Raw genomic sequence first — 17084 nt, forward strand, 5'->3', positions numbered from 1 at the left:
CGTGTGACCACATCCTGGCCGGGCGGGCGGGCCGTGGCGATTACCCCTGAGGTAAGGAGGAGCTGATCTCCAGCACCGCGCCGTTGCTGTTCACACCCTGGAGAACCACGGTGACCGCCATGCCACCGGCCCGCCTGAAAGTGCCCCGCGCCCCCTTCTCGGAGAGGTTCACCCTGACCGCGCCGCCCGACGGGTAGGCGTGGCGCACGGTCACCTTGGAGCCGTTCCGGGCCACCTCCAGCGTCAGATCGCGCACCTTGATGTCGGTCGACACCTTCATGACCCGGACCTCGCAGGCCCCGTCGGCGCAGGCGGCGAGGGAGGTGCCGTCGGCCGCGGGCGGAAGCGGCGGCGCCGGTTCGGGTGGCTCGGAGGGCCCGGACCTCGCGCGCTCGGCCTGCCGCGCCGCGACACAGCCCGGAGAGTTGGCGGCGCGCTCGAAGGTCCCGTCCTCCTGTACCAGGTCGTCCCAGCTCGGGTTCGGTTCCTTGATCTTCGCCACGAGCGAGGTGACGCGTTCGGCACGGTCGGCCTTTTCCCGCGCGGAGAGCCCGGCTAGAGCGCCGGCGTCTGACAACTCCCTGACCTCGGGCCGAACGCGGTCGATCTCCCGCAGATAACTGGCGCGCAGTCGCTCCGTGTCGGGAATCCGCATCAGCGAGTCCACCGCTCCGAACCCCCGGGAGATGTCGTCCAGGGCCGACGAGGCGGACGCCAGATAGGTGGAGGCGGAGGCAGCAGAGGCAGAGGCGGCAGAGGCGGGGCTCGCGTCGAACGTGCCGGCCTTCTCGGCACTGTCCGCTCTCAGTGCCTTCAGGGATGCGATGCTCTCGCACATCCCTTCGCTCCACTCCGTCAACCTCGGGTTGAAGAACGGCTGCGGGGTGTCCCCGGAGAATTCGTCGCTCTCGCCGTCGTCCGTCCCCGTTCCCGCCCCCGCCATGAACAGGACGCCCCCCACGGCCACCACCAGCGCGCCGACCGCGAGCCCCATCTCGCGCCGCCGTCCAACTCCCCTGCTGAACATACGAGTTTCCCGCCCCCCCGGCTCAGCTCCACTCCGGCGTGGAGCCTAGTCCCGCCGGGTCACGACCACCGCCGCCTTCAGGTCGGACCAGAACTCGGGGGTCACCGCGACCCCGTAGCCCAGCCGGTAGACGGTGGTCGTCGCCCGCCGGCGTACCCGAAGCCGTACCTCCGTCGGGCCCGGGTGCGTCTTCAGGATCTCTTTGAGTTGGCGGACCGAGTCGGGCGTGACGTGCGACTCGTGCATGTCGAGCCGTACGGGCGCGTGTGCGCCGATGTCGGTCAGGTCGGGGACCCGCATCTCCATCGCGACCAGGCGCGGGACGTCCTCGCGTTTGTCGAGGCGGCCCTTGACGAAGACGACGGTGTCCTCGACCAGTTGGGTGGCCACCAGCTGGTACGTGGCCGGGAAGAACATGCAGTCGAGGGACCCGGCCAGGTCCTCCACGGTGGCGATGGCCCACGCGTTGCCCTGTTTGGTCATCTTCCGTTGGAGGCCGGAGATGATGCCACCGATCGTGACGACCGCGCCGTCCGCGTGCTCGCCGCCGGTGAGCTGGGAGATCGACGCGTCGGAGCGCTCCGAGAGGACATGCTCGATACCGAGGAGCGGGTGGTCGGAGACGTACAGGCCGAGCATCTCCCGCTCCTGGGCGAGCAGATACGACTTGTCCCATTCCAGGTCGGAGAATTCGACGTCCAGCCCGAACCCGGGCCGCGCTTCGGACTCGGGTTCGTCGTCCCCTCCGAAGAGGTCGAACTGGCCCTCCGCCTCCTTCCGTTTGATCTGTACGACGTTGTCGATCATCGGCTCGTGGTGCGCGGCCAGGCCCTTCCGGGTGTGGCCCATCTCGTCGAACGCGCCCGCCTTGATGAGGGATTCGACGGTGCGCTTGTTGCAGACGACCGCCTCCACCTTGTCGAGAAAGTCGGGGAAGGTGGCGTACTTCCCCTTCGCCTTCCTCGACCGGACGATCGAATCGACCACGTTCGTGCCGACGTTCCGCACCGCTGTGAGTCCGAAGAGAATGACGTCGTCACCCTGCGCGGCGAAGTTCGCCACCGACTCGTTGACGTTCGGCGGGAGCACCTTGATGCCCATGCGCCGGCACTCGTTGAGATAGACCGCCGACTTGTCCTTGTCGTCCCGTACGGAGGTGAGCAGCGCGGCCATGTACTCGGCCGGGTGGTTCGCCTTGAGATACGCCGTCCAGTACGACACCAGCGCGTAGGCCGCCGCGTGCGCCTTGTTGTACGCGTATCCGGCGAACGGCACCAGGACGTCCCACACCGCCTGTACCGCCTCGTCGGAATACCCGCGCTTCCGGCAGCCGTCGCGGAACGGGACGAATTCCTTGTCCAGGACCTCTTTCTTCTTCTTGCCCATGGCCCGGCGCAGCAGGTCCGCCTGGCCCAGGCTGTAGCCGGCCAGCACCTGTGCGGCTTTCTGGACCTGTTCCTGATAGACGACGAGTCCGTAGGTGATCCCGAGGACATCCTTGAGCGGGTCGGCCAACTCCGGGTGGATCGGGGTGATTTCCTGCTGTTTGTTCTTGCGGAGCGCGTAATTCGTATGGGAGTTCATGCCCATCGGGCCCGGCCGGTAGAGCGCGGTGACGGCGGTGATGTCCTCGAAATGGTCGGGCTTCATCAGCCGCAGCAGCGAACGCATCGCGGTCCCGTCGAACTGGAAGACGCCGAGCGTGTCGCCGCGACCGAGGAGTTCGAAAGTTCTCCGGTCGTCGAGCGGCAGCGACAGCAGTTCCAGATCGATGCCCTTGTTGGTGCGCACCATGGTGACGGCGTCGTCCATGATGGTCAGATTTCGCAGACCCAGGAAGTCCATCTTCAGCAGGCCGAGCGATTCGCACTGCGGATAGTCCCACTGCGTGATCGTGACACCGTCGGTGTGCCTGACCCAGACCGGCACATGGTCGGTGATGGTCTCGCTGGACATGATCACGCCGGCCGCGTGCACACCCATCTGCCGCACCAGGCCCTCGACACCCTTTGCCGTGTCGATGACCTTCCGCACGTCGGGCTCGTTCTCGTACATCCCCCGGATCTCACCGGCCTCGTCGTAACGAGGATGCGTCGGATCGGTGATGCCGGAAAGCTCGATCCCTTTCCCGAAGACATCGGCGGGCATGGCCTTGGTGAGCCGATCACCCATCGCGTACGGATAACCCAGCACGCGCGCCGAGTCCTTGATGGCGTTCTTCGCCTTGATCTTTCCGTAGGTGCCGATCATGGCCACCTTGTCGGCGCCGTACTTCTCCGTCACATACCGGATCACCTCCACCCGTCTGCGCTCGTCGAAATCGATGTCGACGTCCGGCATCGACACCCGTTCGGGATTGAGGAACCGCTCGAAGATCAGACCGTGTTCGATCGGGTCGAGGTCGGTGATGCCCATCGCGTACGAGACGAGTGACCCGGCGGCCGAACCGCGCCCAGGGCCGACCGCGATGCCGTTGTTCTTGGCCCACATGATGAAGTCCGCGACGACCAGGAAGTACCCCGGGAACCCCATTTCGATGATGATGCCCATCTCGTACTCGGCCTGCCGCTGATACTGCTCGCGCACACCTCCCGGAAAGCGGGCGCGGAGACCACGGGCCACTTCCTCGCGGAACCAGGTGACTTCGGTGAAGCCCTCGGGGATGTCGAACTTCGGCATCAGGTTCCGCTCCTGGAACCAGCCCTCCGTATCGATCTGCTCCGCCACCAGAAGCGTGTTCGCACACCCCTCCCGCCACGCGTCCGACGAATCGACCGCGTACATCTCATCCGTCGACTTCAGGTAATAACCCGTCCCGTCGAACCGGAACCGGTCCGGATCCGACAGATTCTTACCCGTCTGAATACACAGCAGCGCGTCATGCGCCGTCGCCTCGTTCGCATACGTGTAATGCGAGTCGTTCGTCACCAGCGGCGGGATCCCCAGCTTCTTCCCCACCTCCAGCAACCCGTCCCGCACCCGCCGCTCGATCTCGATCCCGTGATCCATCAACTCCAGGAAATAACGGTCCTTCCCGAAGATGTCCTGGTAATCCGAAGCCGCCTGCACCGCCTCGTCGAACTGCCCCAGCCGCAACCGCGTCTGCAACTCACCCGACGGACACCCCGTCGACGCGATCAGACCCTCCGACCACTTCGCGATCGTCTCCCGGTCCATCCGCGGCCACTTCGTCAGCCAGCCTTCTTTGTAGGCGTCGGACGACAGCCGGAACAGATTGTGCAGACCCGTCTTGTTCGCCGCCCAGATCGTCTTGTGCGTATAACCACCCGAACCGGAGACGTCGTCCCGCTTCTGATGCGGCTGCCCCCACTGCACCTTCCGCTTGTTGCGCCGCGACTCCGGCGCCACATACGCCTCGATACCGATGATCGGCGTCACGCCCGCCTTCTTCGCCTGATGGAAGAAGTCGTACGCGCCATGGAGATTCCCATGGTCCGTCATCGCGATATGAGACATCCCCATCTCATTGCACGCCTTGAACATGTCCCCCAACCGCGCCGCACCGTCCAGCAGCGAGTACTGAGTGTGGACATGGAGATGGGTGAAAGGCCGCCGGGTGAAAGGCCGTCGCTGCTCCGACCCCATCGCCGCCCCGTTCATGCGTCGGAGTCGAGGCTCCGGGCGATGGCCCGCAGACCGGCGGCGATCTCGCTCGCCGACGGGGCGTGTTCGGGGTCGATGAGCCACTGCTGCGTCAGTCCGGCGACGAGCGCCATGTGCACGGAGCCGACGGCGCGGGCGGTCGCGGCGTCGGCCGATCCCTCGGCGCCACCGATGCCGTGCAGATCGGCGGCGAGCTGGGGGCGCGCGCTCTCGTACGCCTCCGCGATCTGCGCGCGCACCTCGGGGAACCGCTCGGCCTGCGCGAGCGATTCACTCGCGGCGACGAGCAGCGGCCGGTCGGTGACCTGGGAGTCGATGATCCGGGCCCACATGGCTTCGAGCCGGGCCCCGGCGGGAGTGGTGTCCGCCGCCTCCGGCGAGGGCTCTTGGACCTTGGCGCCCCATTCGTGGATCGACTCCAGCATCGCGGCGTTGAGCAGCGCCTCCTTGGAGCCGTAGTGGTAATTGATCGTGCCGAGCGGCGCGTTGGCGGCGGCGGCGATGTCGCGCGACGTCGTGTGCGCGTAGCCGCGCTCCTCCAGGCAGCGCCTGGCCCCGGCCATCAGCTTTTCGCGGTGTCCCATGGAGACACCGTACCGTAGAGTTGAACATCCGTTCAGAACGTTGGTTCAGAACACTGGTTCAGGTGGTGTCCTTGATGAGCGGTACGTCCCGCGACAACGCCCGGAATCCGACGCCGTAGTACAGCCCGCGCGCCTGCGGATGTCCCGGCGCACCGAGGCACGCGACGGTCATACGGAGGGCCCCGGCCGCCCGCGCCAGTCCCAGGCGCCGGTGGTCGGGACGCGTCCCCACCGGCTCGAACTCGGCGGTCCTGTTGGCCTCGTCGAGCCACATGATCGTCGAGGACGCCATCGCGCCGTCCGGCGTTTCCACCAGTACGTGCAGATCACCTCGGTACGCCGGCGCCCGCCGCACGCCCCGGCAGTCATGTCGCTTCCCTCCTGAGCAGGTGTTCAGCGGAACGTACGCCGGAATAGTCGCCTTCCGCTGACGGTTGTCGCCTGGTAGAAGCTTCAACAATTACGGCGGAGGTACGTCATGGGCAGGATCGTGGTCGGAGTCGACGGGTCGGCTTCCTCGGTGCAGGCGCTGCACTGGGCCGTGCGGCAGGCAGGGCTCACCGGGGACACCGTGGAGGCCGCGATCGGCTGGGAGTATCCGGCGAGCGCGTGGGCGGCGATGACCCCCGGCATACCGCCGGAGTTCGACCCCGAGCAGCTGGCGGGTCAGATCCTGGACGAGACGCTGGAGTCCGCCCTCGGCAAGGAGGGCGCCGCGGCCGTCGACCGACAGGTCGTCGGCGCGCCCGCCGCCCAGGCGCTGCTCGACCGCGCCGAAGGCGCCGTGCTGCTGGTGGTCGGCGACCGCGGCTACAGCGGGTTCAAGGCGGCGCTGCTTGGCTCCGTCAGCCTGCATGTCACGCAGCACGCGACCGTGCCGGTGGTCGTCGTCCGAGGCGAGTGAGACACGCGGGATCCGGGCCGCTGAGGGGCGCGGATCTTACCTCGCCCCCTCCCACCTGCGGGTCTGTCTCTCGGCAAAGATTTCGCATGCCGATTGTCAGTGGTGCCTCCTATGGTTTTGGGCATGACCCCTGCACTGATCGGGCGTGACCACCCCGCAGGCGTCCTTCGCGCGGAGATCGGCCGGGCGACGGACAGCCACGGGGGGCTCGTGCTGATCGCGGGCGAGGCGGGCATCGGCAAGACCACGCTCGTCACCGCCGCCGCCCAGGAGGCCCGGCAGCGCGGGGCGCTGGTGCTCGGCGGCTCCTGCTGGGAGGGCAGCGCCCCCGGCTACTGGCCGTGGGTGCAGGTCGTGCGCGGGATGCGGCGCGGGCTCGACGAGGCGGAGTGGGCCGAGGCCGAGAAGGCGGCGGACGGGCGGCTGGCCGTTCTGCTCGGCGAGGCGGCGGGGGACGACGGGGCGAAGGACGCCAAGGAGGCCAAGGACGCCTTCTCCGTGTACGACGCGCTGACGACCGCCCTCGTCACGGTCTCCCAGCGACGATCGGTCGTCGTCGTCCTGGACGATCTGCACTGGGCGGACACGGCGTCGCTCAAACTTCTCGAATTCGCCGCGCAGCACGCCTGGTTCGAGCGGCTGCTGCTCATCGGGACCTACCGCGACGTGGAGGTGGAGGCGCCCGGCCACCCGCTCCAGCAGCTCATCATCCCGCTCGTCGCCCGCGCCACCACGGCCGTCACCCTGACCGGGCTCGACCGGGACGAGGTGGGCGCGCTCCTCGCGCTGACCACCGGGCGGGAGCCGGAGCCCGCCCTGGTGGACGAGGTGCACAGCCGCACGGGCGGCAATCCGTTCTTCGTCGAGCAGACCGCCCGGCTCTGGCACGGCGGCAGCCCGGTCAGCACGATCGCGCCCGGCGTGCGCGAGGCCGTGCGGCGGCGGCTGTCGATGCTGCCGAAGCCCGTCGGCGACCTGTTGATCACGGCGAGCGTGCTGGGCAGGGAGTTCCACCGGCAGGTCCTGGCCGCCGCGACGGGGGCGCCCGTGCCGCACGTGGACCGGCTGCTGGACCGGGCGGTGTCGGCCAGGCTCGTGCTGACGCGCCCGGGCGGCCGGTTCGCCTTCGCCCACGACCTCGTCCGCGAGACGCTGTACGACTCGCTGGAGGAGGCCGACGCGGCCCGCGTGCACGGCGCGGTCGTACGGGCCCTGGACAGCGCCCCCGCGCTGGGCGAGAAGGTCGTCCCCGCCGATCTGGCCCGGCACGCCCATCTCGCCGGTGACACCGTGGACCGCGGCCACCGCATCGATCTGCTGCTCGCGGCGGCCTGGGACGCGTCGAGCAGGCTGGCGGTCGAGGAGGCCGCGGGTCACTTCCGGCGCGCGCTGGAGGTGGCCGAGACCTCCGGCGAGGGCGATCCGCGCCGCGCCGTCCTCATCGCGCTCGACCTCGCCGGCGAGCTGCGGCACCACGGGATGGAGGAGGAGGCGCTGCGGTATTTCGACCGCGCGGTGACTCCGGCGCGGGAGCTGGGTGACCCGGCGCTGCTGGCCCGTGTCGCGCTCACGCTCCACCAGCAGCAGGACATCCCCGGCCATGGCCCGCAGGCGGGGGACTTGCTCCACGAGGCGTACCGGGCACTGTTCGGGGACGACGACGGTGCCGGGGATGACGACGGTCGTGGCGGTCACGCGGTCGCGGAGGCGAGCGGATGTGGTGGGAGAGGCGCGAGCGGCGGCCCGGACAGGGAGCGGATGGCGCAGGATCTCGCCGTCCGCGCCACCGTCCTCGCGCAACAGGACGATGACGACGACGCGCTCGCCTTCTCCCTCTGGGCGCGCCACGACACCATCTGGGGCCTCGGGACGTCCGACGAACGGCTCGCCCTCACCGCCGAGATGTCGGCCGTCGCCCGCCGCACGCAGAATGTGGGCATGGAGGTGCACGCCGCGGCGATGCGCTGGGTGACGCTCCTTGAGCTGGGCGATCCGCTCTACCTGAGCCAGTTGCGTACGTACACGGGGGTGGCCGAGCGTGCGGGCAAGCGCAGGTACGAGCTGGGCAAGGCCGTCGACATGGGCATCGTCGCCGCGCTGACCGGCGACTTCGAGCAGGCCGAGAAGTGGTACGCGGACACGGTCGAAGCGGCCCGCGAACATACGCCGTACGACTATCTCGCCGCCCATCTGCGGTGGTCCCTGCATATGATCCGGGGCCGTTTCGACCAGGCCGACGCCGTCACCCGCACCCTCGAAGGCGTGGACTACCCGTTTCCCGTGCTGCTCGACGGGATCGCCGCGATCGAGCGTGGCCATACGGCGCGGGCGCTGCGGCTGCTGCGGGAGGTGGCGGAGCGGCCGGAGCCGGTCGCGCGGATGTTCGCGCCGCTGTGGTTCAGGTTCCTGGCGCACACGGCCGCCGCGACGGGCGATCCCGCGCTGATCGCCGAGGCCCGGGACGCGCTCGGCGCGCACAGCGGCCGATGGCTCGTCGCGCTGTTCGGCTGCGACGTCAGCGGGCCCGTCGACCTCTGGCTCGGCATGCTGGACGCGGCGGAGGGGCGCTGGGACGCGGCGGTGACGGCGTTCACGTCGGCGCGCGACTCCGCCGACCGCCTTCAGGCGAGACCGTGGTCGCTGCGCGCGGGCCTGGAGTTGGCGGACGCGCTGCGGGCCCGTGGTGGGGCGGGGGACGCCGCCGCCGAGGCGGTCCTGCGCGCGGAGACCGCGCGGGCGGCGCGGGCGATGGGGCTGCGGCATCTGGAGGGGCGTGCGGCGGGGCCGGCGCCGCCGACGGCCGATGTCCGTACGGCCGCCGACACCCGGGCCGGGACCGACACCGGGACCGGAAGCGCCCAACCCACCCCACACCGGCCGGAGTTCAGACGTGACGGGGCCGTGTGGGCGCTCGCCTTCGACGGGCGATCCGTCCATGTGCCCGACGCCAAGGGGCTGCGCGATCTGCACACGCTGCTCTCACGCCCGTGGACCGACTTCCCCGCCGTCCGGCTGCTGGCCCCCGACGGCGGCGAGACGGCCGTGGCCGCGCGCGCCATGGGCGGCGATCCGGTCCTGGACGAACGGGCCAAGGCGGCGTACCGCCGCAGGCTCGACCAGCTGGACCAGGAGATCGACCGCGCGGGCGAGCGCGGCGACGACGCACGCGCCGCCGCGTACGACACGGAGCGCCAGGCGCTCCTCGACGAACTCCGCACCGCCGCCGGCCTCGGCGGGCGTACCCGACGGCTGGGCGACGAGGCCGAGCGGGCCCGTAAGACCGTCACGGCCCGGATCCGCGACACTCTGCGCAAACTCGACGCGCTCCACCCCGAACTGGCCGCGCACCTGCGCAAGTCGGTGACGACCGGCTCGACCTGCGCGTACCGCCCGGACCTCGCGGAGGACACCACGAAGAACACCCCACCGGACACCCCACCCGACGGCACCGCCCCCACCGGACTCAACTGGCGGCTGTGAGCCCCGGCCCGGCCAACGGTCCCAGCAGCCGCAGCGCCCGCTCCACCGACGCGGGTGCGGCGGGCAGCAGCGGCAGCCGTACGGACGCGGTCGGGATACGCCCCTGAGCGTGCAACACCCCCTTGGTCACCGTGGGGTTCGGCTCGGCGAAGGCGGCGGCCGACAGGGCGCCGAGCCGGTGCCCGAGGTCACGGGCACGGACGACATCCCCTGCCGCCCAGGCTTCGGCCAGCTCCACGAACCGCCCGGTCGCCAGGTGCGCGGACGCCAGGATGCCGCCGTGTGCGCCCATGGCCAGGAGCGGCGAGAAGAAGATGTCGTCGCCGGCGAACACGGCGCAGCCGTCGGGCAGTTCGGCGAGCAGGTCCACGGTGGCCGCGCTGATCCCGCCGGTCGCGTACTTCACGCCCACGACGCCCGGCAGCGCGCCGAGCGTGCGCAGCGTGTCCGCGCCCAGCTCCTGCCCGGTGCGGTAGGGAATGTGGTAAATCACCAGCGGCACGGGGCTGTTGGCGGCCAGTTCGGTGAAGTGGGCGACCACACCCGCCTCGGACGGCCGGGTGAAGTACGGCACGAGCGTCAGCGCCGCCGCGACTCCCGGTACCTTCCCGAGGGCGTCGAGCGCGTCACCGCTGGCGGCCGTGTCGTTGTTCCCGGCGCCGACCATGAGGGGGGCGCCGCGCTCGCGGCAGACGTCGGCGAGGACGGTGACGACGGCGTCCTTCTCCGCCGCGCTCAGGGTCGCCACCTCGGCGGTGGTACCGAGTGCGACGAGACCGGTGACGCCCGCGTCGAGCAGTTCGTGCGCCAGCGTCCGAAGGGCGCCGGACGCGACCTCGCCGGCCTGGTCGAAGGGCGTGATCAGGGGGACGTACACCCCGCTCGCGGCAGGCCCGGCGCTCGCTGTGCTGGTCACGGTGGTGGTCGTGGTCATGCTCCGGATCCTGGCCCGGCCGTCCGCCCGGGTCCAGCGGGAAATACTGAAGCCGCTCGTAAGCTGAGCCGATGCTCAACCTGCACCAGTTGCGCCTCCTGCGGGAGCTGGCCCACCGGGGCACCATCGCAGCGGTGGCCGACGCCCTGTCGTACAGCCCCTCCGCCGTCTCCCAGCAGCTGTCGCTCCTGGAACGCACCGCGGGCGTGCCGCTCCTGGAACGCAGCGGGCGCCGCGTGGCACTGACCCCGGCGGGAGCGAATCTCGTACGCCACGCCGAGGTCATCCTGGAGCGCCTGGAGACGGCCCGTACGGAACTGGCCGAGGGCCGGGAGGTCGCCGGTCCGCTCCGTCTGGGCATCTACCCGTCCGCCGCCCGCGCCTTGGCGTCCGGCCTGCTCGTCTCCCTGCGGCGGTCGTATCCGAGGCTGGAGCCCTGGGTGTGGGAGGTCGACCCCGCCGACGCGCCGGACGCCTTGCGCGCCGGCCGGCTGGACCTGGCGCTGACGCACTACTACGTCTCCGACTCCGACTCGGCCGAGGGCAACGGCGAGGGTGAGGGCGAGGCCAGAGGTGACGGGGAGGCCGGCGACCGACCGTTCCCCGTCGAGCCCGGGATCCAGAGCAGACCGGTGTTCACGGAACGCATGCACCTGGCCACCCCCGCGGACTCGGCGCCGGAGCCGGACGATGATCCCGTACGGAGATGGCGCGACGCGCCCTGGATCCTGCCCACGCCCGGCACCCTCTGCCACACGAGCGTGACACGGCTGTGCGAGGCGAGCGGCTTCCACGTCGACTCGTGGCACCGCGTGGACGACTACGACACCGCGCTCGGCCTGGTGGCGGCGGGTGCGGGCGTCGCCGTGGTCCCCGACCTCAGCGCGCGGAACCCACCGCCCGGCACGGTGCTGACGCCGCTCTCCCTGCGACGGCGGAGCGAGGTCGCGTTCCGTGGTGGCTCGGCGGCCCACCCCACCGTCGGGGCGTTCATCGCCGCACTGCGCGAGTCGCTGCCCACGGAACTGGCCACCGGGCCCATCTGACCCCGCCCGGCGGCCCGTTGTCGGTGGTGGATGGGAACGTTGGCGTGGCAAATCCACCGCGGGAAGGCGCCATGACCGACCTTTACGCCGTGCGGGTGCTGGCGATCGATCCGGCGGACCGTCGCATACGGCTTCGTGTCACCGTCCTCTACTACGACATCGGTGGGCATCAACCGCTCCCCGATGACGCGAGCTTCTATCTCCGTCTCCTCAAGGGTGGGCCGCTGGGGGACGCGATCACCCGGGAGCAGTACGCCGACGAGGCATGGGTGGACGCCAACACCCGCTGGTATGTGGCGGGCTTGGAGCGGATCGTGACGCGCAATCAGCCGTTCACCGGGGAGGTCGAAGAGCGTCTGAGTGAGTCGCTGGAGGGTGCCGGCGGCGGTTTCCCCTGGGAGGACGGGAGGAAGTTCCACGAGATGCCTCCCGAATCCGCCGAGCGCCTGGAACGCGGCGAGTCCGTACGGGTGGGGGCCGACTACGACGTGGTGGTCACCGATTCCCGGTGGATCGAGCATCTGGAGGTCGGTGACTGGTGGCGCACGACCAGCTATCCGACGTGCGCCGACCGGCTGTTCGCCGGTGAGGCCGGTGCCGTGCCGGATCTGCGGAGTCCTGTCGCCGTGCTGAAGACCTTCGGCCGGGGCGAGAAGCACGGCCAGTTGGAGTTCTCCGACGACAGCCGCTTCCTGGCCGTCACCGGCGAGCACGGGGAGCTGGTCGTGTACGACACCGCCGACTGGCACGAGTGCCTGCGCACCCGCCACGGCGACGACTTCCTCTCACCCTGGCTGATGTGGGTTCCGGGCGAGCCGGTGATCACCGTGCGCGATCAGGAGGAGTCGGGACGGCAGTTCGCGTACGACGCGATATCGGGCGCCCCGGTCGAGGCACCGCCGCAGACGGGTCACACGCGTTCGCCCACGGGCCGGTATCGCACCGCGTACGCGCCCGGCCCGGCCGTCGCGTTGCTGTCGGGGACGGGCGGCCGTCGGGTGGTGTCCGTGGGCGAGGCCGCCGGCAAGGGGGCGGTGGACTCCTACGAAGGCGTCGCGTTCCGCGCCGACGAGTCGAGGATGTTCGTCGCGCGTGGTGCGCGGGTGTATGTCATGGACCCGGTCGACGGCCGGACGCTGGACGTGATCGAGAACGACGGTGTGCCGGTCCAGTCCCTGCGGGTGAGCCCCGCCGGCGACTATCTGGCGATCACGGGGAAGCGGGTCCACGACATGACGATCCGCCGGGTCGGCGACCATCGGATCGTGACCCGGGACAGCATCGGCAGCCGCAGATATCCCTTGTGGGGCGTGCAGACGACCTGGTCACCCGACGGCCGCCGGCTGGCCGCCGCGCTGACGACCCTGGCACGGGACGGGAGGGTGACGGGAGGGGAGGTCCATGTCTTCCCGCTCGGCCTCCCCGGCGAGCCCGTCACATCATGACCGGCCCCGCCCGCCGCACCGCCACCACGTCCGCGTCCGCGTCCGCGTCCGCGACCACATCGACGTCCACGTCGACGTCCACATCCGCGACCGCGCATGTCACATTGTCCGGGCCGCCGGCCGCCAGGGCCAGTGCGATCAGTTCGTCCACGGCGTCGGCCGGCTCCGCCGCCGTACTGAGGACGCGCCGGATGTCGTCGGGGCTCACGACCGTGAACAGGCCGTCGGAGCAGAGCAGATAGCGGTCGCCGGGTGCCACGTCGTGCAGCCGCAGATCGGGCCGGGCGTGGTCCTCATTGCCGTCGAGGGCGCGCAGCAGCAGCGCCCGCCGCGGATGCGACACGGCTTCCTCGGCGGTGAGGCTGCCCGCGTCGATCATCGACTGCACGAGGCTGTGATCGTGTGTGATGCGGGAGACCTCACCGTCGCGCAGCAGATACGCGCGGGTGTCGCCGACATGGACGAGCGCCAGCCGGGATCCGGTCCACAGCATCGCGGTGAGCGTGGTCCCGGAACCGCCGGGCATGCCTCCCGCCGCCACGTGGTCCACCGCGTCCGCGAGGCCGTTGAGGACATCGGCACCCCACACCGACTCCTCCAGCGCCACCAGCGCGTCGACCGCCGCCCCGCTCGCACGTGCCCCGTCGTCCCCGAACCCGTCGGCCACGGCGAGCAGTCGTGAACCGGCGTACGCCGTGTCCTGGTTGACCGGCCGGACCAGTCCCCGGTCCGAACCGGCCGCGTAGCGCATCCTCATCTCAGACATCTCCTCGGTGCCTTTCCCCGCCGGATCGCCCGACAGTTGGTCAACGAGGAAGGCCACCAGGTCCCGGCGTGCGGCGGTCTCGGTCTCCACCCGCGCCCAGTACTCCCCGATGACCAGGGCGGCGGCCGGCGGATCCGTCTCGTACAGATCGCAGACCTCACCGATCCGGGCCAGCGGCATTCCGACGCGGCGTAGCCACGCGACCAGCCGGGCCCGGGGCAACTGCCCCTCGGTGTAGTACCGATAGCCGGTCGTCCCGTCCACGCGAGCCGGTGTCAGCAGCCCCAGCTCGTCGTAGAGGCGCAGCGCCTTCGGCGACAGCCGGGACGCGCGGGCGAACGCACCGATGGTCAGCTCACCCATGCCCCACCCCCGAACTCCCCGTCGCCGTCCTCGTACCGGGCGCGTCGCCCGGCACGGCCGATGCTGGGGTCTGCCCCTTGGGCAGAGTCAACACCCATGCCGGTGGCCTGCGGCTCTCCCCCGGAGAGCCGCAGGTCCACAGCCGATCGGGCACCCGCGCTCACTTGCGGTTGTAGAGCCGCATCGTCCAGGTGCCGAAGACGACCACCAGGCCCACCGACCAGCCGAGTGTCACCGCGATGTCGTGGGTCGGCCAGTTGCCCGCCATCAATTCGCGGACCGCGCTGGCGAGTTCGGAGACGGGGCTGTTGTTGACGAATGCCTGGAGCCAGCCCGGCATCGTCTTCGGGTCGACGAAGACGTTGCTCAGGAAGGTGAGCGGCATGATCACCATCATGCTGACGCCCATCACCGACTTCTCGGTGCGCAGCATCAGTCCGAACATCGTCCAGATCCACGAGAACGAGAAGGAGAAGATGATCAGCAGCAGCACTCCGGCCCCGACGCCCAGCACACCGCCGTCGGGCCGGTAGCCGATCGCCAGTCCCACACCGAGGATCACGATCGCCGCGATCACATAGCGGACCACGTCACCGAGGAGATAGCCGACCATCGGGGCCGGTCGCCAGATCGGCAGCGTACGGAAGCGGTCGAAGACGCCCTTGGCGATGTCGGTGTTGACGGCGACGCCCGTGTACATCGTGATCATCACGACGCTCATCACCATGACGCCGGGCAGCAGGAACTGGATGTACTCGGAGACCGATCCCGCCAGCGCACCGCCGAAGAGATACGCGTACATCAGCACCATCATGACCGGGAAGACGGTCACGTCGAAGAGCTGCTCGGGCACATGCTTGATCTTCAGCATCGCGCGCCAGCCGAACGTCAGCGACGCGGAGAGCGCGCTGGGCCTCGGTGGCCGTTCCTTGTTCACCAGGAGCGCGGCGAGGTCGTCCGCCGTGGGCGTGGCGAGGTCGAGGTCGTCCAGGTCCTTGGTCTTCGTGGCTACGGTGGTCATGCCGCCGCCCCCTCCTTCTTCACGTCGTTCACGTCGCTCGCACCGGTCACGTCGGTGCCGCTCTTCTTCTTGTCCGTCAGGGCGAGGAAGACCTCGTCCAGGCTGGGCTGGCCGAGGGAGAAGTTGTCCACGACGATCCCCTCGCGGGCCAGTTCCGCCAGCGCCCGCCCGGCCTGCTCGGCCGCGCCCCGGTCGGTGCCGGCGCCGCTGATCGTGGCGGTCAGCGCGAGCGGGTCGGCGTCCAGCACGATCTCCGCGCTCAGCGTGGCGGCCAGCACCCGCTCGGCGGCGGTCCGTTGGGCCGCCTCGCGCAGCCGCAGATGGACGGCGCCCGAGCCGACGGACGCCTTCAGCTCGCCCTTCGTGCCCTCGGCGATCACCTTGCCGTGGTCGATCACGGCGATACGGGACGCCAACTGGTCCGCCTCGTCCAGATACTGCGTCGTCAGCAGCACCGTCGTCCCCTGCGAGACCACGGCCCGCACGATGTCCCACACCTGGTTGCGACTGCGCGGGTCGAGACCGGTCGTCGGCTCGTCCAGGAAGAGCAGGTCCGGGGTGTTGAGGATGGACGCGGCGATGTCGATACGGCGCCGCATACCGCCCGAGTAGTTCTTGACCTGCCGGCCCGCCGCCTCGGTGAGACCGAACGCGTCCAGCAACTGCCCCGCGCGGTCGCGGGCGTCGGGCTTGGTGTGCCCGAGGAGCCTGCCGAGCAGGATCAGATTCTCCGAACCGGTCAGGTCCTCGTCCACCGACGCGTACTGCCCGGTGAGCGCGACCCGGCTGCGGACCGACTCGGCGTCCTTCACCACGTCCTTGCCGAAGATGCGTGCCTCGCCGCCGTCCGGGCGGAGCAGCGTCGCGAGCATCCGTACGACGGTGGTCTTGCCCGCGCCGTTGGGGCCCAGCACTCCGTAGACCGTGCCCGTCGGCACGGCGAGATCGACTCCGTCGACGGCGCGGTTCGAGCCGAAGACTTTCACCAGCCCTGTGGTCTCGATCGCGAGATCTTTGCTCATCATCAGTCCTTGTCGTTCATCGTCGTACGTCTTCGTTCGTCTTCGCGCTTCGTCGCGCTTCGTTGTTCTGACTTCGGGAGCGTCCGGAACTCATCAGCAGATGTACGGGCGGGCCCCCCGCGCCTCGCGAAGGGCCAGGCCCCACCAGACCAACTGGTCCAGCAGCACGCTCGCCGCGCGGTCGCGGCGCTCCTCGGTCGCCGCGTCGACGTCGAGCACGTCGTCGCCGCAGTCGAAGAGGTTGATCGACACCCCGTTGCGGAGGGTGACCGTGTGCAGCTCCGTGAAGACCGGGCGCAGGCCCTCCACCGCGTACAGCCCGCCCGACCCGTGCCCGTAGCTGACGAACGCGACCGGCTTGGTCTGCCACTCGTCGTACGCGAAGTCGACGGCCTGCTTGAGGGACGCGGGGAACGAGCGGTTGTACTCCGGCGTCACCACCACGAACGCCTCCGCGCGGCCGACCTCGGCCGTGAAGTCCGCCATCGGCTCCGTGACCCGGTCGGGGTAGTGCGCGGGGAAGTCGAAGTCGGCCAGGTCGACGACCGACACCGCCAGCTCCTCGCGCTTGGCGGCCCGCTCGACGAACCAGCGCCCGATCGCGTCACCGAGGCGGCCCTCGCGGGTGCTGCCGATGATGACCGCGACGCGCAGCGGTGTGCTGTCCCGTTCCCCTTCGCCGTACTCCCGCACGTGGGCCACCTCCTTCCCCCTCACCCATCAGGCGCCAGACACGACCGCGGGGCCCCCCCCCCCCCGGCGGGGGGGGGGGGGGGCCCCGGGGGGGGGGGGGCGCTACGCCTTTAGGGGGGGGGGGGCTGGTTGCGGGGGCCCCCGCGCCCCCCAAAAAAAGAGACCGGGGGTAGGG

At 70.2% G+C, this 17084-nt stretch carries 13 protein-coding genes; 4 read left to right on the forward strand and 9 right to left on the reverse strand.

The genetic code is table 11. The annotated features are described in order from the left end of the window. Positions 1 to 40: 40 nt before the first annotated feature. Genes ACFYNU_RS35400 through ACFYNU_RS35415 form a run of 4 tightly spaced genes read right to left on the reverse strand, consistent with a single transcriptional unit; the run spans position 41 to position 5548 of the window. Positions 41 to 1027, reverse strand: coding sequence for a hypothetical protein (locus ACFYNU_RS35400; RefSeq protein WP_356595188.1), 987 nt, complete (start codon positions 1025 to 1027; stop codon positions 41 to 43). A gap of 45 nt (positions 1028 to 1072) precedes the next feature. Next, positions 1073 to 4648 (reverse strand): DNA polymerase III subunit alpha, encoded by a 3576-nt coding sequence (dnaE, locus tag ACFYNU_RS35405; RefSeq protein ID WP_388768429.1) that lies wholly within the window; start codon positions 4646 to 4648, stop codon positions 1073 to 1075. Further along, entirely contained in the window at positions 4645 to 5235 is a 591-nt protein-coding gene (locus ACFYNU_RS35410) for a TetR/AcrR family transcriptional regulator (RefSeq protein WP_356590976.1), read from the reverse strand. The genes dnaE and ACFYNU_RS35410 overlap by 4 nt, the downstream gene beginning before the upstream one ends. A gap of 58 nt (positions 5236 to 5293) precedes the next feature. Continuing rightward, complete coding sequence (locus ACFYNU_RS35415; RefSeq protein ID WP_356590978.1) at positions 5294 to 5548, reverse strand: hypothetical protein; 255 nt, start codon at positions 5546 to 5548, stop codon at positions 5294 to 5296. Between the two features lie 165 nt (positions 5549 to 5713). Here ACFYNU_RS35415 and ACFYNU_RS35420 point away from each other — a divergent pair, with 165 nt between their 5' ends. Together ACFYNU_RS35420 and ACFYNU_RS35425 are read left to right on the forward strand one after the other, a co-directional pair. Then, positions 5714 to 6139, forward strand: a complete 426-nt coding sequence (locus ACFYNU_RS35420) for a universal stress protein (RefSeq protein WP_356590980.1) — start codon at positions 5714 to 5716, stop codon at positions 6137 to 6139. A 123-nt stretch (positions 6140 to 6262) separates the two neighbouring features. Then, positions 6263 to 9619 carry an AAA family ATPase gene (locus ACFYNU_RS35425; protein ID WP_356590982.1) on the forward strand — a complete coding sequence of 1119 codons (3357 nt, stop codon included), beginning with the start codon at positions 6263 to 6265 and terminating at the stop codon, positions 9617 to 9619. Here the strand turns inward: ACFYNU_RS35425 and ACFYNU_RS35430 are convergent. Then, on the reverse strand, positions 9603 to 10553 hold the full coding sequence (locus ACFYNU_RS35430) for a 4-hydroxy-tetrahydrodipicolinate synthase (RefSeq protein WP_356590984.1): 951 nt from the start codon (positions 10551 to 10553) through the stop codon (positions 9603 to 9605). The two genes, ACFYNU_RS35425 and ACFYNU_RS35430, sit on opposite strands and share 17 nt — an antisense overlap. 71 nt (positions 10554 to 10624) lie before the next feature. On the opposite strand from ACFYNU_RS35430, the gene ACFYNU_RS35435 reads away from it, so the two are divergent. Together ACFYNU_RS35435 and ACFYNU_RS35440 are read left to right on the forward strand one after the other, a co-directional pair. Continuing rightward, on the forward strand, positions 10625 to 11599 hold the full coding sequence (locus ACFYNU_RS35435; RefSeq protein WP_356590986.1) for a LysR family transcriptional regulator: 975 nt from the start codon (positions 10625 to 10627) through the stop codon (positions 11597 to 11599). A 71-nt stretch (positions 11600 to 11670) separates the two neighbouring features. Next, positions 11671 to 13044 (forward strand): WD40 repeat domain-containing protein, encoded by a 1374-nt coding sequence (locus ACFYNU_RS35440; RefSeq protein WP_356590988.1) that lies wholly within the window; start codon positions 11671 to 11673, stop codon positions 13042 to 13044. On the opposite strand, the gene ACFYNU_RS35445 is transcribed toward ACFYNU_RS35440, so the two are convergent. From ACFYNU_RS35445 to ACFYNU_RS35460, 4 genes are all read right to left on the reverse strand, one after another. Continuing rightward, positions 13034 to 14173 carry a MerR family transcriptional regulator gene (locus ACFYNU_RS35445; protein WP_356590990.1) on the reverse strand — a complete coding sequence of 380 codons (1140 nt, stop codon included), beginning with the start codon at positions 14171 to 14173 and terminating at the stop codon, positions 13034 to 13036. The genes ACFYNU_RS35440 and ACFYNU_RS35445 overlap by 11 nt on opposite strands. A 160-nt stretch (positions 14174 to 14333) precedes the next feature. After that, complete coding sequence (locus ACFYNU_RS35450) at positions 14334 to 15194, reverse strand: ABC transporter permease (protein ID WP_356590992.1); 861 nt, start codon at positions 15192 to 15194, stop codon at positions 14334 to 14336. Beyond that, positions 15191 to 16216: an ATP-binding cassette domain-containing protein gene (locus ACFYNU_RS35455; protein ID WP_356590994.1), complete on the reverse strand. Its 1026-nt coding sequence runs from the start codon at positions 16214 to 16216 to the stop codon at positions 15191 to 15193. The genes ACFYNU_RS35450 and ACFYNU_RS35455 overlap by 4 nt, the downstream gene beginning before the upstream one ends. A 93-nt stretch (positions 16217 to 16309) precedes the next feature. Beyond that, on the reverse strand, positions 16310 to 16909 hold the full coding sequence (locus ACFYNU_RS35460; RefSeq protein ID WP_356590996.1) for an NAD(P)H-dependent oxidoreductase: 600 nt from the start codon (positions 16907 to 16909) through the stop codon (positions 16310 to 16312). Positions 16910 to 17084: the final 175 nt, after the last annotated feature.

The organism is Streptomyces sp. NPDC006643 (assembly GCF_042870175.1).
GTDB lineage: Bacteria > Actinomycetota > Actinomycetes > Streptomycetales > Streptomycetaceae > Streptomyces.

Excerpts from the sequence above, each read along its gene's own strand:
- ACFYNU_RS35400 (WP_356595188.1), bottom strand. The coding sequence starts at position 1,027 with ATGTTCAGCAGGGGAGTTGGACGGCGGCGCGAGATGGGGCTCGCGGTC.
- dnaE (WP_388768429.1), bottom strand. The coding sequence starts at position 4,648 with ATGAACGGGGCGGCGATGGGGTCGGAGCAGCGACGGCCTTTCACCCGG.
- ACFYNU_RS35410 (WP_356590976.1), bottom strand. The coding sequence starts at position 5,235 with ATGGGACACCGCGAAAAGCTGATGGCCGGGGCCAGGCGCTGCCTGGAG.
- ACFYNU_RS35420 (WP_356590980.1), top strand. The coding sequence starts at position 5,714 with ATGGGCAGGATCGTGGTCGGAGTCGACGGGTCGGCTTCCTCGGTGCAG.
- ACFYNU_RS35425 (WP_356590982.1), top strand. The coding sequence starts at position 6,263 with ATGACCCCTGCACTGATCGGGCGTGACCACCCCGCAGGCGTCCTTCGC.
- ACFYNU_RS35430 (WP_356590984.1), bottom strand. The coding sequence starts at position 10,553 with ATGACCACGACCACCACCGTGACCAGCACAGCGAGCGCCGGGCCTGCC.
- ACFYNU_RS35435 (WP_356590986.1), top strand. The coding sequence starts at position 10,625 with ATGCTCAACCTGCACCAGTTGCGCCTCCTGCGGGAGCTGGCCCACCGG.
- ACFYNU_RS35440 (WP_356590988.1), top strand. The coding sequence starts at position 11,671 with ATGACCGACCTTTACGCCGTGCGGGTGCTGGCGATCGATCCGGCGGAC.
- ACFYNU_RS35445 (WP_356590990.1), bottom strand. The coding sequence starts at position 14,173 with ATGGGTGAGCTGACCATCGGTGCGTTCGCCCGCGCGTCCCGGCTGTCG.
- ACFYNU_RS35450 (WP_356590992.1), bottom strand. The coding sequence starts at position 15,194 with ATGACCACCGTAGCCACGAAGACCAAGGACCTGGACGACCTCGACCTC.
- ACFYNU_RS35455 (WP_356590994.1), bottom strand. The coding sequence starts at position 16,216 with ATGAGCAAAGATCTCGCGATCGAGACCACAGGGCTGGTGAAAGTCTTC.